Source organism: Acidovorax sp. FG60, from assembly GCF_057808995.1.
This window is the reverse complement of sequence record NZ_JBMDJC010000009.1, coordinates 169,219-184,399: the sequence shown is the minus strand read 5'-3', so window position 1 is coordinate 184,399 and position 15,181 is coordinate 169,219. Positions and strand designations below refer to the sequence as shown.

The 15,181-nt window shown below is 62.0% G+C and carries 10 protein-coding genes; all 10 read right to left on the bottom strand.

Annotated features, from left to right (window positions below; translation table 11 throughout):
* Positions 1-62: 62 nt before the first annotated feature.
* On the bottom strand, positions 63-1,793 hold the full coding sequence (gene ltrA, locus ACODS0_RS15420) for a group II intron reverse transcriptase/maturase (protein WP_295937568.1): 1,731 nt from the start codon (positions 1,791-1,793) through the stop codon (positions 63-65).
* Between the two features lie 1,098 nt (positions 1,794-2,891).
* A complete protein-coding gene (locus ACODS0_RS15415; RefSeq protein ID WP_488835875.1) occupies positions 2,892-4,343 on the bottom strand; it encodes a high affinity choline transporter 1 in 1,452 nt (483 codons plus the stop codon).
* 171 nt (positions 4,344-4,514) lie between these two features.
* Positions 4,515-6,080, bottom strand: coding sequence for a ubiquinone biosynthesis regulatory protein kinase UbiB (gene ubiB / locus ACODS0_RS15410; RefSeq protein WP_488835873.1), 1,566 nt, complete (start codon positions 6,078-6,080; stop codon positions 4,515-4,517).
* Positions 6,077-6,688 carry a ubiquinone biosynthesis accessory factor UbiJ gene (locus tag ACODS0_RS15405; protein WP_121507413.1) on the bottom strand — a complete coding sequence of 204 codons (612 nt, stop codon included), beginning with the start codon at positions 6,686-6,688 and terminating at the stop codon, positions 6,077-6,079. The genes ubiB and ACODS0_RS15405 overlap by 4 nt, the downstream gene beginning before the upstream one ends.
* Positions 6,689-6,742: 54 nt before the next feature.
* The gene (locus tag ACODS0_RS15400) at positions 6,743-7,756 is read right to left on the bottom strand and encodes a Tim44 domain-containing protein (RefSeq protein WP_055399128.1); all 1,014 of its coding nucleotides are present in this window, start codon (positions 7,754-7,756) and stop codon (positions 6,743-6,745) included.
* A gap of 36 nt (positions 7,757-7,792) precedes the next feature.
* On the bottom strand, positions 7,793-8,524 hold the full coding sequence (gene ubiE, locus ACODS0_RS15395; protein ID WP_121507415.1) for a bifunctional demethylmenaquinone methyltransferase/2-methoxy-6-polyprenyl-1,4-benzoquinol methylase UbiE: 732 nt from the start codon (positions 8,522-8,524) through the stop codon (positions 7,793-7,795).
* 214 nt (positions 8,525-8,738) lie between these two features.
* Complete coding sequence (locus ACODS0_RS15390) at positions 8,739-9,161, bottom strand: gamma-butyrobetaine hydroxylase family protein (protein WP_488835870.1); 423 nt, start codon at positions 9,159-9,161, stop codon at positions 8,739-8,741.
* Between the two features lie 80 nt (positions 9,162-9,241).
* Complete coding sequence (locus tag ACODS0_RS15385; RefSeq protein ID WP_488835868.1) at positions 9,242-9,673, bottom strand: HIT family protein; 432 nt, start codon at positions 9,671-9,673, stop codon at positions 9,242-9,244.
* Complete coding sequence (locus ACODS0_RS15380; protein ID WP_488835866.1) at positions 9,673-13,599, bottom strand: DUF3683 domain-containing protein; 3,927 nt, start codon at positions 13,597-13,599, stop codon at positions 9,673-9,675. Before ACODS0_RS15380 ends, ACODS0_RS15385 begins: the two co-directional genes overlap by 1 nt.
* Positions 13,600-13,671: 72 nt before the next feature.
* Entirely contained in the window at positions 13,672-14,901 is a 1,230-nt protein-coding gene (gene serA, locus ACODS0_RS15375) for a phosphoglycerate dehydrogenase (RefSeq protein ID WP_306553523.1), read from the bottom strand.
* Positions 14,902-15,181 lie beyond the last annotated feature (280 nt).

Genomic DNA, 15,181 nt, shown 5'->3' with positions numbered 1-15,181 from the left:
TTTCACCGCACACGGCTCAAGCACAACTTAGTACAGCAATAAGCAAAACACGCGATTTTACTCTACGCGCCTTTCTTATCCTGGACCCTAAGCCTTGTTGAGGCCGGCTTCGCGACCGGCAACCCAAGGGCATGCAGCCTCTGATGGCACACCGGGTGCAGGAGCACCCGGTTAGACATAGCGTCCGACCCGCCATTCACCTTGTAAACAATGTGATGATCGTGCCAACCGCCCTCATGATCGAGCAGTTCCGTGCAGAGTGCACAGCGCCCGTCCTGGGAGATATACAGCATTGACGCTTCGTAACGATGGCGCAGGCTCTTTGCCGTGCGTTTCGTCCGCAACGTCTCTCCATACTCCTCCCAGACAGGATCAAAGGGGTTGTAGTCTCCTTTGATCTTTTCATGCCTTTCAATCACTGTGTCGCTTAATCGCGCCAACCGTTTCATGATCGGTTCGTCTTCTGTACCTACTTTGGCTGCGAACTCTGTCCTTTCACCAATGACCTTCCAGTAACGTTGGGTGCACCAGCTTGGGGACTTCTTCGGATGTCGCCTCCTCGCCCAGCGGACAAGCCGCCAGTAGATGAGGTAGTCCAGCCGACTGAACGTCTCTTTCGCGACCACCGGTTGGTGATACCTAGCCCAGCCCCGAAGGATTGGGTTCAGTTGCGCAATGAGATCCTCCTGTTTCGTCGATAGATGCGTCCGTACGATTTCCGATACCTTTCGGTAAAACGCTTTCACGTTTTTCTTGCTAGGCTTGATTAGCAACTTTCCACGGTATTTGCGGAAGTTCCATCCAAGGAAATCGAAGCCTCGGTCAATGTGCGTGACGCAGGTCTTTTCCAGCGATAGTCGCAATCCTCGTTTTGCAAGGAAGGCTTCTACCCATGGTCGAACTTCAATCTCTAACAGCTCTCGTGAGCTCCCAGTGATGACGAAGTCGTCCGCGAAGCGGACCACATTTACTTTGGCTCTACGGGCTTTCACGACACCCAGCCGCGCCTTTAAGTGCGCGGTGAGATCCGTTTCCAACCCATTCAGAACGCAGTTCGCCAGGGTTGGCGAAATGACACCACCTTGCGGTGTTCCCTCATCTGTCGGCGAGAAGCGACCCTGATGGACCACTCCGGCTTTCAACCATTTCCGCAGCACTGCCCTGTTTGTGAGAACACGATCGAGCATCCAGTCATGATTGATATGGTCGAAGAACCCCTGAATGTCGGCTTCCAATACCCATTTGGCCGAGGCCTTCTGAGACAAGGAAACGAACAACTGGCTCATGGCATCGTGCGTTGAGCGCCCAGTCCGAAAGCCGTAGCTGTTCGGGTCGCTGGTGCTCTCTGACACTGGCTCCAATGCCAGTAGGTGCAACGCCTGCATAGCCCTGTCAAACATGGTCGGAATGCCAAGCGGCCTTTCCTTCCCGTTTGCTTTGGGAATGTAGACCCGCCGCAGGGGCAGCGGTTTGTACCCTCGAAGATTCTTCAACCGACCGATCGCCGCCCATTTGGAGGCAGGCGAATCCCAAAGTTCGCGATCGACGCCACTCGTTCGTTTGCCCTGGTTTTCGGTCACTCGTCTCACGGCCAGCGCTCTGGCCGAGAACGAGTGAGTTAGAGACCTTTGCAGCGCTTTCACGCGGCGCCAGTCTTTTTCTTGCGTAGCCTTCGCTAAACGGGTCTGCGTCGTCCGCACGTTCCGCGCTACTAGACCCCAATCGATGGAGTGCCAGTCTTGCGGTTCGCGTGGGGACGCAGACTCGTCGCGCGAAGCGACGTGTTTTCTCATGCTTTCCTCCAGGTTGAACCCCTGGAGACGCACACCTCCCCCGAAGGGGAATTGAGCATCCCTTCGGGGTCGGTTTGAACTTAGTCAGTCGTGTAACGACGATTGCACCACGCGGAAGTCAGCACGCTTTCGCGTCAGGGCACGGGCCCCTATGCCACCCATTACAGGTAACCATTCGCTTTCTCCGCTATCCCATACCCCCTCATCCAACAGGTCGTCTCGCGACTTCCCTGCCCTTGCGCAGAGCGCTTAGGCGGACAGTGGGGCTTACCACGTTCCCTGTCTTGCCGACGAATGACAACTTGCGTTGTTTACGTCTATCCGTTTAGGGCTCATCTCTCCAGGGGCTGCATGTATGACGACGAACACCTAGTTTTGACAGGTGATGCCAGCAGCGTACCGTTTGGTTACGGCCTATCAGCAGATTTGGCCGCTCAATTGTTACCCTGGTTCAAACGATGATTCACTTATGTTGCCCATGCGGAACTAGCCTAGCGTCCTATATCACCTCTGCTGGCGATGGTCCTGACGCCCCCCTCGCAGGGGACTCCAGCCGTGTTACGGGGACGCATTGTCGAGCGGGCTTCCTACGGAGACGTTACCGTCCCCGCATGCCACTCTAGGCTACTCATGGTCGTACAAGAGGTCACAGCACTTCGGACGAAGGTGTGACAAGGCAAAACAGAGCAGAGCACTCTGAGAGTCAGAGATGCGCAGCGCAATTTACAAGGTGACCAATCCGTGGACGGATTTGGTCATCCCATTGGCGAGTTCCGCTTGTGGCGGACTCGTCGGCAAGTTGCGCGAGCGCCACAGACGGCATCACTGCCGCGATGAAAGCAGGTTTAACCCTGCATTGCAGTCGGTTTTACCCGCTGCAGTTATCAAAACCGCAACTAGGTTGCGGTCTGTAGAGGACCGTTTTACCGGCTCTCAATCTCTAAATAAAAGCACCGTAAGTGCTTGATTTAATTGCTAATTATTTAGTGAGGCTAGCTACCTCTCTCAGAGCAACACGTTACGTGTCGCACCAAAACCCTCAATTATAGGCGGCATGCCCATCCTCAAGCCCCACGCACTGGGCATGGGGCGATGCAATCAGCTGGCGCTGCCCTCGTAGTGGGTGACGTGGCCTTTGTGGTCGTCGATCCACTGCGGCGCCAGCGAGCCCCCGATCATGCCGACCAATGCCGCCAGCACCCCAGCCAGTTGCTGCGGGAACGCTTCGGACAGCATGGGGCTGGCCACAAACAGCAGCCACACACCCAGGCCCATGGCCACAGCCAGGATGGCGCCCTGGGTGGTCGCGCGCTTCCAGTACAGGCCGAACACCAGGGGGACAAAAGCCCCCACCAGCGGTACCTGGTAAGCGCCCGACACCAGTTCATAGATCGACGTGCCCTGCATGGTGATCGCGTAAGTGAGCACGCAGGCGGTAAACACGAGCACCGAAATGCGCATGGCCTTCAGTGTCTGGGCATCGGTCATGCCAGGCCGCAGGTTGTGCAGGATGTTCTCCACAAAGGTGGTGGACGGTGCGAGCAACGTGGCAGAGGCGGTGGACATGATGGCCGAGAGCAGCGCGCCAAAGAAGGCGATCTGAAGAATCAGCGGCATGCGTTCCATCACCAGCGTGGGCAGCACTTTCTGGGGATCGTCCTTGAGCAGCGCCTGGGCGGTTTCGGGCATGACCAACACGGCGGCCGTAACGACAAACATGGGGATGAAGGCAAACAGCAGGTACAGCACCCCTCCGATGACCGGGCCGGTGCGCGCTGTCTCGGCGCTGTTGGACGACATCACGCGCTGAAAAACATCCTGCTGGGGTATGGAGCCCAGCATCATCGTGATCGCGGCGGCAAAGAAAAAGGTCCACTCCTTGAGCCCACCCGCGGGAAAGAACTGGAACTTGCCTTCACGCGCGGCATATTCCACGACCTTGCCCGCCCCTCCGGCCAGGTCCGCCGCGTACCAGGCGATGGCCAGCAGCCCCACGGCGATCACAATCATCTGGACAAAGTCGGTCATGGCCACCGACCACATGCCGCCATACAGGGTGTAGACCAGAACGATGACCGTACCGATGACCATGCCCATGGTGACGGACACATACCCCTGCGTCAGCAGGTTGAACACCAGCCCAAGAGCCGTGATCTGCGCAGCCACCCATCCCAGGTAGCTGAACATGATGATGGCTGAACAAGCCACTTCGATCACACGCCCGTAACGCTGGCGGTAGTAGTCACCCAGGGTGATGAGGTTCTTCTTATAAAGCTTGTAGGCAAAGAACAGCCCCACAAGAACCAGGCACATGGAGGCGCCAAATGGGTCCTCCACCACCGCACCCAGCCCACCATCCACAAACCGGGCTGACACGCCGAGAACGGTTTCCGATCCAAACCAGGTCGCAAAGGTCGTGGCTATCACCACAGCCAGGGGCAGGCTGCGGCCCGCCACCGCATAGTCGGCCGTGTTGTGCACGCGCGTGGCGGCATACAGGCCGATACCAATCGAGACCAGCAGGTACAGAACGATGAATGTGATCAGCATGGCGCCGCTCCGAAACTCCAAGGAAGGTTACAAAAAGCAGGTGTGCGCCCGGCGTGCCGTGGGCCGACACGCCGAGGCCCCTGCAGATCCAGGGGTGACCACTTTGCTACAAAATTCGTAACAAAAGTTGCAGCGGATTATGAAGGCAACTTTCGTGCCGTTCGCACCGTTTCAGAAAATCCGCATCCGCACAAACAACTGCATCGCCAGAAGGCCCAGCACAAAACCGACGCCGCCATAAATGATGGACTGGAGCAGCCGGTTGGTACGGTGCTGGACTTCCAGCAGTTCGCGCAAGGCTTGCTGCTGGTCGGCCGGGCGCTGCCGCAAGGCGTCGTGCAGCAGGCGCGGCAGCTCGGGAATCAGCTTGGCATAGTGGGGCGCCTCGGCCCGCAGCTCCCGCCACAGGCGCTGCGGCCCCATCTGCTCCAGCATCCACTTTTCCAGGAAGGGCTTGGCCGTGCTCCACAGGTCCAGCTCCGGGTCCAGCTCGCGGCCCAGGCCTTCGATATTGAGCAGGGTTTTTTGCAGCAGCACCAGCTGGGGCTGAATCTCGACGTGGAAGCGGCGCGAGGTCTGGAACAGGCGCATCAGCACCATGCCCAATGAGATCTCTTTGAGCGGGCGATCAAAGTACGGCTCGCACACGGCGCGGATGGCCGATTCGAGGTCGTTCACCCGCGTCTCGGGCGGCACCCAGCCACTTTCAATATGCAGCTCCGCCACGCGCTTGTAGTCGCGCCGGAAGAACGCCACGAAGTTCTGCGCCAGGTACTCCTTGTCAGACTCGGTGAGCGTGCCCACGATGCCGAAATCCAGCGAGATATAGCGCCCAAAGGTGGCCGGATCCAGGCTCACCTGGATGTTGCCGGGGTGCATGTCGGCATGAAAGAAGCCGTCACGGAACACCTGGGTGAAGAAGATGGTGACGCCGTCGCGCGCGAGTTTGGGGATGTCCACCCCGGCTTCCCGCAGGCGCTCGATCTGGCTGATGGGCACACCGTTCATGCGCTGCATCACCATGACCTCGGGGTGGCAGAAGTCCCAGAAAATCTCAGGGATCAGCACGAGGTCCAGCCCCTGCATGTTGCGGCGCAACTGCGCAGCGTTGGCGGCCTCCCGCACCAGATCCAGTTCGTCGTGCAGGTAGTTGTCGAACTCGGCCACCACCTCGCGGGGCTTGAGGCGCTTGCCGTCGGCCGACAGGCTCTCCACCCACCCGGCCATCATGCGCATGAGACTCAGGTCTTTCTCGATCACGGGCAACATGCCCGGGCGCAGCACCTTGACCGCCACCTCGCGCTCGATGCCATGGCGGTCCCGCAGCGTGGCGAAATGCACCTGCGCAATGGAGGCGCTGGCCACCGGCACGCGGTCAAAGAACGTGAAGACCTCATCCACCGGCCGCCGGAATGCCCGCTCGATCGTGGCGATGGCGATCTCCGGGGCGAAGGGCGGCACGCGGTCCTGCAGCCGGGCCAGCTCGTCGGCCACATCGGGCGGGAGCAGGTCGCGGCGTGTCGAAAGCACCTGACCAAACTTGACGAAGATGGGGCCCAGGCGCTCCAGCGCCAAGCGCAGCCGCTGGCCGCGCGGTGCATCCAGGTTGCGTCCGAACGACAGGACGCGCGATACCGATCGCAGCCAGGGCTTCTGGAAACTGTCCAGCACCATGGCGTCCAGGCCGTACCGGAACACCACCCACAGGATGGCGCCGCCCCTCAGGAACTGCTTCATGCGCCAGCCCGGTCGGAACCGCTGTTTGGCGCGGAAGGCGTGGAGGGTCCGGATGGCATGGGCGCGACGGCTGAAGACGTTGGTGCAACGCGCGTGCCCACGAACTGGCGCAGCGCTTGCGCAGCGCGGCTCGCCACCTGCGCCACAGTGTGGGCGGGAGCGTCACCGATCACACGCGCCAGGTCCTCCTCAACATCCCAGCGCACGTGATCGACCAGCCAGTTGATTTCGGCGGCCAGTTGCACATCGCCCTCGATGCGGATGGCGGGCTTGTCACCCCGCAGGGCCGTCTGGGCCAGCGCAAAGGGAGAGGTCTCGGTGACGTGAAGCTGCAAATCGGGCGCGGCAGTTTCGGGCGCCAGGTTGAACAGCCCAGCGGGCGTGATGACCAGGGCCATCGAATACGCACGCCACTGCACGCGGGCGATGCGGCCCTTCTGACGCACCAGGCGGTCCATGGCCTCTTTTTCCTGCATCAGTACATGGTTGAGGAACAGCACCATGCGCTGCTGCATCTCATGCACGAGCCACTGGGGGGGTTGGGGGCCGGCGGCCACCCGCTCAAAGAGGCCGTCCAGAAACGAAAAAGGGGACTGTGGTGTTGCCATAGTCCCCGATTATTCCCTGAACTGGGATAGCCCCACAGCGGGGCATTTCCTTTATTACTGCAGGGCCTGCACGCCGGCCACCAGCCAGCCGCTGCTGCCGGCCTTGGGCTTGGTCATGTTCCAGACCTCGCGGAAGGGGCTCGGGCCGGCTGAGGGCTCTTCGCGGATCATGCCGGAGAACTCGACGCTGGCCATGTAGCCGTCGCCCAGGTCTTCAATGCCCAGCAACTGGGCTTCGATCATGACCACATCGGTGTGGTTGGGCTGCATGCCACGGTGGTCTTCGCGCTCCGTGAGCTGGGTGCGAATCTCGCCGAGCATGCTGTCGGTCATCATGGAGCGCAGGGTGGCGATGTCCGAACGGTCCCAGGCCGCTTGCAAGGTGACGAAGTTGCGCTTGGCGGCAGACAGGAAGCCCTCGGTATCAAAGCCTTCAGGAATCCCCCAGTTCTGCGAGCCGGACAGGCCCGAGCCGATCACCACGCCCGAACCCGCACCGCCTTGTGCAGCGCGCGAGGCATCAAACGCCATGCTGCTGCGCTCCCAGGGGCGCGCCGAGGCGTCGTTGCCCACGTTGTTGGGGCTGTACTGCGGAGGCACCTGCGCTGCGGCGGGCGTGGCAGCACCCGCGCCCTGGAACGCGAACGGCGCACCACCGGCAGCAGCGCCACCGTTGCCACCGCCACTGCGTGCGCGCATCACCATCTTGAAGATGGCAAACGCGGCCACGGCCAGCAACGCAATCATCAGAATGTTGGCAAACCCTGCACCGAGCCCCAACGAGCTGGCCAGCCAGGCCAAGCCCAGGCCAGCGGCCAGGCCACCCAGCATCGCGCCCCAAGGCTTCTTGGCCGCTGCCGCAGCCGGAGCTGCACCCGCAGCAGGCGGCTTGGCAGCCGCCGCATTGGTCGCATTCTGGGCGGGCGCACCCGGCGCTGCCGACTCACGCTGCGTAACGTTGCTCGATTGCTGCCCCGTCGATTTACCACCGCCCAGTCGCCGGGCGTCGGCATCGGCGTGCGCAAACGCCAGCATCGCAACCAACACCACAGACCACAGTTTCATCATGACTTCTCCGTCTCCGTTAATGACTGAGCGAAACGCTCAGCACTTGATTCCAACATGCAAGGCCACAATGCCCCCAGTCATGTTGTGATAGTCCACATGCCCAAAGCCATTTTTTTGCATGAGGCTTTTGAGCTCTTCCTGCCCGGGGTGCATGCGGATGGACTCGGCCAGGTAGCGGTAGCTGGCGTCGTCGCCCGCCACCAGCTTGCCCAACTGGGGCAGCACCTTGAACGAATACCAGTCGTACACCTTTTCGAGTGGCTTTGCGACCTTTGAAAACTCCAGCACCAGCAGCTTGCCGCCGGGCTTGAGCACGCGGCACATTTCGGCAATCGCCTGGTCCTTGTGCGTCATGTTGCGCAGGCCAAAAGCAACGCTCACCACATCGAAATGTGCGTCGGGGAACGGCAGCTTCTCGGCATCGCAGACCAGTGTCGGCAACACCACACCCGCATCAATCAGGCGGTCGCGCCCCACGCGCAGCATGGCTTCGTTGATGTCGGTGTGCACCACACGGCCGGTGGCGCCCACCTTCTTGGAGAACGCCAGCGCCAGGTCGCCCGTGCCCCCTGCAATATCGAGCACCTGGCTGCCTTCGCTGAGGTTGGCCACCATCACGGTGTAGGCCTTCCAGGCACGGTGCAGGCCCGCCGACATGAGGTCGTTCATCACGTCGTACTTGGAGGCCACGGAGTCGAACACGCCGCGCACGCGGCGTGCTTTTTCCTGCTCGTCCACCGACTGAAAACCGAAATGCGTGGTGCTCATAAGATTCATGCTAGGCGCGTGAACGCCAGAGGTACAGCGACAACCCCGCACTGAAATGGGGCATCTGTCGCAATTTGGACAACGCTATTGAAAAGAAATCAGCCGCCAGCGCTTTTCTACATTGCACCAACAGCTATTATTTCAATAGCACCTTGACAGACAAGGGCTTCCGCCGTGTTCTGTGCTCCTCCAGAAATACGCCCGGCCCGCAGCCTCAATGGCTGCCACAGGCATGGCCACCGGCACCACCCTGAGGCGCCATCGGCGCATCGCGGTCCGCCCCCGCAGCGGCCAGCCGCTCGGTGTACTGGGTCCACAGCGCGTCTTGCTTGTCGCCCAGTTCGTAGAGGTAGTCCCAGGTGAAGATGCCGCTGTCATGCCCGTCAGAAAACGTGGGCTTGACCGCATAGTTACCCACGGGTTCCAGGTTGACCAGCGTGACCTCCCGCTTGCCCGTCTGCAGCACTTCCTGGCCTGGGCCATGGCCCTGCACTTCGGCCGACGGTGAATACACACGCATCAGCTCGAACGGAATGCGGAACGTGGCGCCATCGGAGAAGCCTACTTCGAGCACCCGCGATGCCTCATGCACCGTGATTGCCTGCGGCGTGGGCGCACCCGCTTTCAAACCTGCCATGGATTCACCTGTGAGAAAACTGTTGTCAGAAACGACCTCTGCGATTGTCCCACCCGCTCTGGGGCACACCGCAAACAGGGTTACCGGGTAGGCAACTGGGCCAGCCGCGATTGCAACTGCGCCTCCAGCGCGGGCAGCAGGGTCCGCACGCCGGCCTCTTGCGCCGCCGGGCTGGGCCGCTGCGCCGCCGCCCACACAGGCGATGGAAAGTGACTGTCCCAGTCAAACCGCGCAATCACATGCCAGTGCAGGTGCGGCACCATGTTGCCCAGCGCCGCGATGTTGACCTTGGTGGGCGACAGGTGCTGGCGCAGGGCCAGCTCCACCAGGGCCACTGCCTCCATGCAGTGCACACGATCAACGGCAGCCAGGTCCGAGAACTCGGCCACATGTGCATTCCACACCACGCGATAGAAGGCAGGAAACCCCGCCTCCTGCGCACGGATGACACGCAGGCGCTCACCACGCCACACCAATGCGCCACCGTCTTCAGCGCACAAGGGGCAGGCCATCAGACCAGCACCCGCTCGATGCCGCCGTTGTTGGCACGCTGTACGTAGTCGGGCATCCAGTTCTCGCCCAGAATCTCGCGCGCCATCTCGACCACGATGTAGTCGGCTTCGAGCAGGCCGTTGTTCAGATCGCCTTCGTAGCGGTTCAGGCCCTGCAGGCAGCTGGGGCAGCTGGTGAGGATCTTCACGTTGTCCTGCGCGCCGACAGCACCGCTGGCACGCAGCTGGGCTTCGCCCTTTTTGATCTCTTCTTCCTTGCGGAAGCGCACCTGCGTGGACACGTCGGGCCGGGTCACACCTAGCGTGCCCGATTCGCCGCAGCAACGCTCACTCTTCAAGACCTGCTCGCCCACCAGCGCCTTCACGGTCTTCATCGAGTCCTGCAGCTTCATGGGGTTGTGGCAAGGCTCGTGGTACAGATAGGCGCCCTTGCCTTGCAGCTGGATACCCTTTTCGAGCAGGTACTCGTGGATGTCGATGATGCGGCTGCCCGGGAAGATCTTGTCAAACTCGTAGCCCTGCAACTGGTCGTAGCAGGTGCCGCAGCTCACCACCACGGTCTTGATATCCAGGTAGTTGAGCGTGTTCGCCACGCGGTGGAAGAGCACGCGGTTGTCCGTGATCATCTTCTCGGCCTTGTCGAACTGACCCGAGCCGCGCTGCGGGTAGCCGCAGCACAGGTATCCGGGCGGCAGCACGGTCTGCACACCGGCGTGCCACAGCATGGCCTGCGTGGCCAGGCCCACTTGCGAGAACAGCCGCTCCGACCCGCAACCGGGGAAGTAGAACACCGCCTCCGTCTCGGCGGTGGTGGCCTGCGGGTTGCGGATGATCGGCACGTAGTCCTTGTCCTCGATGTCGAGCAGCGCGCGCGCCGTCTTCTTGGGCAGGCCGCCCGGCAGCTTCTTGTTGATGAAATGGATCACCTGCTCCTTGATCGGAGCGGTGCCCACCGTCGCAGGCGGCTTGGCCGTTTGCTTGCGGCCCACCTTGCGCAGCAGGTCCACGGCCAGGCGCTGAGCCTTGAAGCCCACATCCACCATGGCCGAACGCATGAACTTGATGGTGTCCGGGTTGGTGGCGTTGAGCATGGTCATCGCCAGCGCGTTGCCAGGCCGGAACGTCTTCTTGCCCATCTTGCGCAGCAGGTTGCGCATGTTCATGGTGACGTCGCCGAAGTCGATCTTCACCGGGCAGGGGCTTTCGCACTTGTGGCACACCGTGCAGTGGTCGGCCACGTCCTCGAACTCCTGCCAGTGCTTGATGCTCACGCCCCGGCGGGTCTGCTCTTCGTACAAAAACGCCTCGACCAGCAGCGAGGTGGCCAGGATCTTGTTGCGCGGGCTGTAGAGCAAATTGGCGCGTGGCACGTGCGTGGAACACACGGGCTTGCACTTGCCGCAGCGCAGGCAGTCCTTGACGCTGTCGGCAATCGCGCCGATGTCGCTCTGCTGCATGATCAGCGACTCGTGGCCCATCAGCCCGAAGCTGGGCGTGTAGGCATTCGTCAAATCGGCGTGCATCAACGCAGCGTTTGAAGCATTCGAAGCATTTTTGGCCTGCAGCGCTTGTCCATCAATCGCTGGCAGCTCCTGATTTCGGAGCAACTTACCCTTGTTGAAACGACCTTCCGGGTCCACCTTGCGCTTGTACTCGGCAAAGGGGCGCAGCTCTTCGTCGGTCAGAAACTCCAGCTTGGTGATGCCAATGCCGTGTTCGCCCGAGATCACGCCGTCCAGGCTGCGCGCCAGCACCATGATGCGCGCCACGGCCTCGTGCGCGGTCTGCAGCATCTCATAGTCGTCGCTGTTGACGGGCAGGTTAGTGTGCACATTGCCGTCGCCCGCATGCATGTGCAGCGCCACCCACACCCGGCCCTTGAGCACGCGCTTGTGGATGGCCACAGCCTCGTCCAGGATGGGCTTGAACGCCGCGCCGGTGAAGATGCCTTGCAGCGGCGCCCGCAGCTGGGTCTTCCAGCTGGCGCGCAGCGTGTGGTCCTGCAGCTGGGGGAACAGCGTTTCCACATCGTGCAGCCAGCCTTGCCACAGCGCGCGCACCTCTTCCACCAGGGCGATGGCCTGGGCTACGCGCTCCTGCAGCAGCTCGGGCGATGGGACTTCGTCGTCGGCGTCATGCTTGCCCAGGGGCAAGTTGCCGCGCTCGAAGAACTCGGTCAGCGCATCGCACAGCTTGATCTTGTTGCGCAGGCTCAGCTCGATGTTGATGCGCTCGATGCCGTCGGTGTACTCGGCCATGCGCGGCAGAGGGATCACCACGTCTTCGTTGATCTTGAAGGCGTTGGTGTGGCGGCTGATGGCCGCCGTCTTCTTGCGGTCGGCCCAGAACTTCTTGCGCGCATCGGCCGTGATGGCCACGAAACCTTCACCGCTGCGGGTGTTGGCCAGGCGCACGACCTCGCTGGTCACGCGGGCCACGTCGTCGGCGTTGTCGCCCGCGATGTCGCCAATCAGCACCATCTTGGGCAGGCCGCCGTTGCCCTTCTTGCTCTTGGTGGCGTAGCCCACGGCCTTCAGATAGCGGTCATCCAGGTGCTCCAGGCCCGCCAGCAGCACGCCACTGCGCTTTTGCTCGGCGAACATGAAGTCCTTGATCTCGACGATGCTGGGCACGGCGTCCTTGGCGTTGCCGAAGAACTCCAGGCACACGGTGCGCGTGTGCTCGGGCATGCGGTGCACCACCCAGCGTGCGCTGGTGATCAGGCCGTCGCAGCCTTCCTTCTGGATGCCGGGCAGGCCCGCGAGGAACTTGTCCGTCACATCCTTGCCCAGGCCTTCCTTGCGGAAAGTCTTGCCTGGAATGCTCAGGCGCTCGGTGCGCACGGGCGTCTTGCCATCGGCCTCGAAATACTGCAGCTCGAAGGTGGCCGTCTCGACGTCATGGATCTTGCCCATGTTGTGGTCCAGGCGCGTCACTTCGAGCCACTGGGCGTCGGGCGTGACCATGCGCCAGCTGGCCAGATTGTCCAGCGCCGTGCCCCACAGCACGGCCTTCTTGCCGCCCGCGTTCATGGCGATGTTGCCGCCAATGCAGGAAGCCTCGGCACTGGTCGGGTCCACCGCAAACACAAAACCTGCACGCTCGGCCGCATCGGCCACGCGCTGGGTGACCACGCCGGCTTCGGTCCACACCGTGCCCACCTCGCGGTCCATGCCCGGCAGGCGGCGCATTTCCACCTCGGTCATGGCTTCAAGCTTTTCGGTGTTGATGACCACCGACTTCCAGGTCAGCGGGATCGCGCCGCCGGTGTAGCCGGTGCCGCCCCCACGCGGGATGATGGTCAGACCCAGCTCGATGCAGCCCTTGACCAAGCCGGCCATCTCGACCTCGGTGTCGGGGGTCAGCACCACGAACGGGTACTCGACGCGCCAGTCGGTCGCATCGGTCACATGGCTCACGCGCGAGAGGCCGTCGAACTTGATGTTGTCCTTGGCCGTCAGGCGGCCCAGGGTCTTATGGATCTGGCGGCGCAGCTGCGCGGCCTGCTCGAAGGTGGCATTGAACTCGGCCACTGCGCGGCGCGCAGCGACGACCAGTTCACCCACCAGACGGTCGCGTCCGGCGTCATCGGCGGGGGTGCGGCGCTTTTCGATCTCGCCCAGGCGGTGCTGGAGGGCATCGACCAGCAGCTTGCGGCGGTTGGGGTTGTCCAGCAGGTCGTCCTGCAGGTAAGGGTTGCGCTGCACGACCCAGATATCGCCCAGCACTTCATACAGCATGCGAGCCGAGCGGCCGGTGCGGCGCTCTTTGCGCAATTGGTCCAGCACCTCCCAGGATGAGGACCCCAGCAGGCGGATCACGATCTCCCGGTCGGAGAACGAGGTGTAGTTATAGGGAATTTCTCGCAGACGGGCAGGCTCGGCGGCCTGCGTCTGCAAGGCCGCCAACGCGATCGGAACATTCATGGGGGTCTACCTGGGGTGGGGGCGTGATTTTATGCCACGGTGCCCTCCCCGCGTCGGCCCCCACTCTGGCGCTCAGAACAGCACGCGGCTGCGCAGGGTTCCGCCGACCTGCGCAAGCTTGTCCAATGCCAGGTCCGACGAGGCGGCGTCGATGTCGATCACCACATAGCCGATCTTCTCGTTGGTCTGCAGGTACTGGGCCGAGATGTTGATCTGGTTGTCCGAGAAGATGCGGTTGATTTCGGACAACACACCCGGCACGTTGCGGTGGATGTGCAGCAGGCGGTGCTTGCCGGGGTGGGCGGGCAGCGCGACCTCTGGAAAGTTCACCGACGAGGTGCTGGTGCCGTTGTCGCTGTATTTCACCAACTTTTCCGCCACTTCGAGGCCGATGTTGGCCTGTGCCTCCATGGTGGAGCCGCCGATGTGGGGAGTCAGGATCACGTTGTCCAGGCCACGCAGGGGGGACTGGAACTCGTCCTTGTTGGTGCGTGGTTCGACCGGAAACACGTCGATGGCTGCACCCAGCAGCTTCTTGGCCTTGAGCGCTGCGGCCAGCGCTTCAATATCCACCACCGTGCCCCGCGCGGCGTTGATGAGGATGCCGCCTGGCTTCATGGCCGCGATCTCGGCGGCGCCGATCATTCCCTCGGTGGACGGCAACTCGGGAACGTGCAGGCTCACGATGTCGCTCTGGCCCAGCAGGTCGTGCAGGTGCTGCACCTGGCGGGCATTGCCCAGGGGCAGCTTGTTGACCACATCAAAGAAGGCCACGTGCATGCCCATGGCCTCGGCCAGCACCGACAGCTGGGTGCCGATGGAGCCGTAGCCCACGATGCCCAGGGTCTTGCCCCGGATTTCATACGCGTTGTCGGCCGACTTGAGCCAGCCGCCCCGGTGCGCCACCGCGTTCTTCTCGGGGATACCGCGCAGCAGCAGGATGGCTTCCGCCAGCACCAGCTCGGCCACCGAGCGGGTGTTGGAGTACGGCGCGTTGAACACGGCTATACCGCGTTCACGCGCTGCATTCAGGTCCACCTGGTTGGTGCCAATGCAAAAGCAGCCCACGGCCACGAGCTTGTGGGCCTGGGCAAACACTTCCTCGGTGAGCTGCGTGCGCGAGCGGATGCCCACAAAGTGCACATCCGCGATCTTGCGCTTGAGCTCATCGTCGGGCAGTGCGCCAGACACCGTCTCGATCTGCGTATAGCCCGCCGCGCGGATCACATCCACCGCAGAGGAGTGAATGCCTTCGAGCAGCAGAAATTTGATCTTGTTCTTGTCCAGCGAATTGGTGGCCATGGCAATAAGAAAGAAGGAAATGGAGAAGGAAGAAACCGGCGCGCTGCGGCGCGAACGAACCGGTGCGACAGGGACCAGCGAACAGTCACCAGCATGGTGCATTGCACAAAACCTTGCAAGCCTCGGCAAATGCGCCACACCTTGTCACAAAAGAGTCACAATCGCTCCCCTTGCGGGTTACCCAAGGGGTTTCCCGGTTGTTGCAAGCGCTGGGGTCATGCGACAACGACATATCAATGTCACATCGGCTGCATAGCATCCAGCCTTTGTGCTTTTCGTC

What these genes read in the sequence shown, in the direction of transcription:
- ubiE (WP_121507415.1), bottom strand. Translation starts at nt 8,524, where the DNA reads ATGAGCACCACGCATTTCGGTTTTCAGTCGGTGGACGAGCAGGAAAAA.
- ACODS0_RS15400 (WP_055399128.1), bottom strand. Translation starts at nt 7,756, where the DNA reads ATGATGAAACTGTGGTCTGTGGTGTTGGTTGCGATGCTGGCGTTTGCG.
- ubiB (WP_488835873.1), bottom strand. Translation starts at nt 6,080, where the DNA reads ATGAAGCAGTTCCTGAGGGGCGGCGCCATCCTGTGGGTGGTGTTCCGG.
- ACODS0_RS15385 (WP_488835868.1), bottom strand. Translation starts at nt 9,673, where the DNA reads ATGGCCTGCCCCTTGTGCGCTGAAGACGGTGGCGCATTGGTGTGGCGT.
- ACODS0_RS15380 (WP_488835866.1), bottom strand. Translation starts at nt 13,599, where the DNA reads ATGAATGTTCCGATCGCGTTGGCGGCCTTGCAGACGCAGGCCGCCGAG.
- ACODS0_RS15415 (WP_488835875.1), bottom strand. Translation starts at nt 4,343, where the DNA reads ATGCTGATCACATTCATCGTTCTGTACCTGCTGGTCTCGATTGGTATC.
- ltrA (WP_295937568.1), bottom strand. Translation starts at nt 1,793, where the DNA reads ATGAGAAAACACGTCGCTTCGCGCGACGAGTCTGCGTCCCCACGCGAA.
- ACODS0_RS15390 (WP_488835870.1), bottom strand. Translation starts at nt 9,161, where the DNA reads ATGGCAGGTTTGAAAGCGGGTGCGCCCACGCCGCAGGCAATCACGGTG.
- serA (WP_306553523.1), bottom strand. Translation starts at nt 14,901, where the DNA reads ATGGCCACCAATTCGCTGGACAAGAACAAGATCAAATTTCTGCTGCTC.
- ACODS0_RS15405 (WP_121507413.1), bottom strand. Translation starts at nt 6,688, where the DNA reads ATGGCAACACCACAGTCCCCTTTTTCGTTTCTGGACGGCCTCTTTGAG.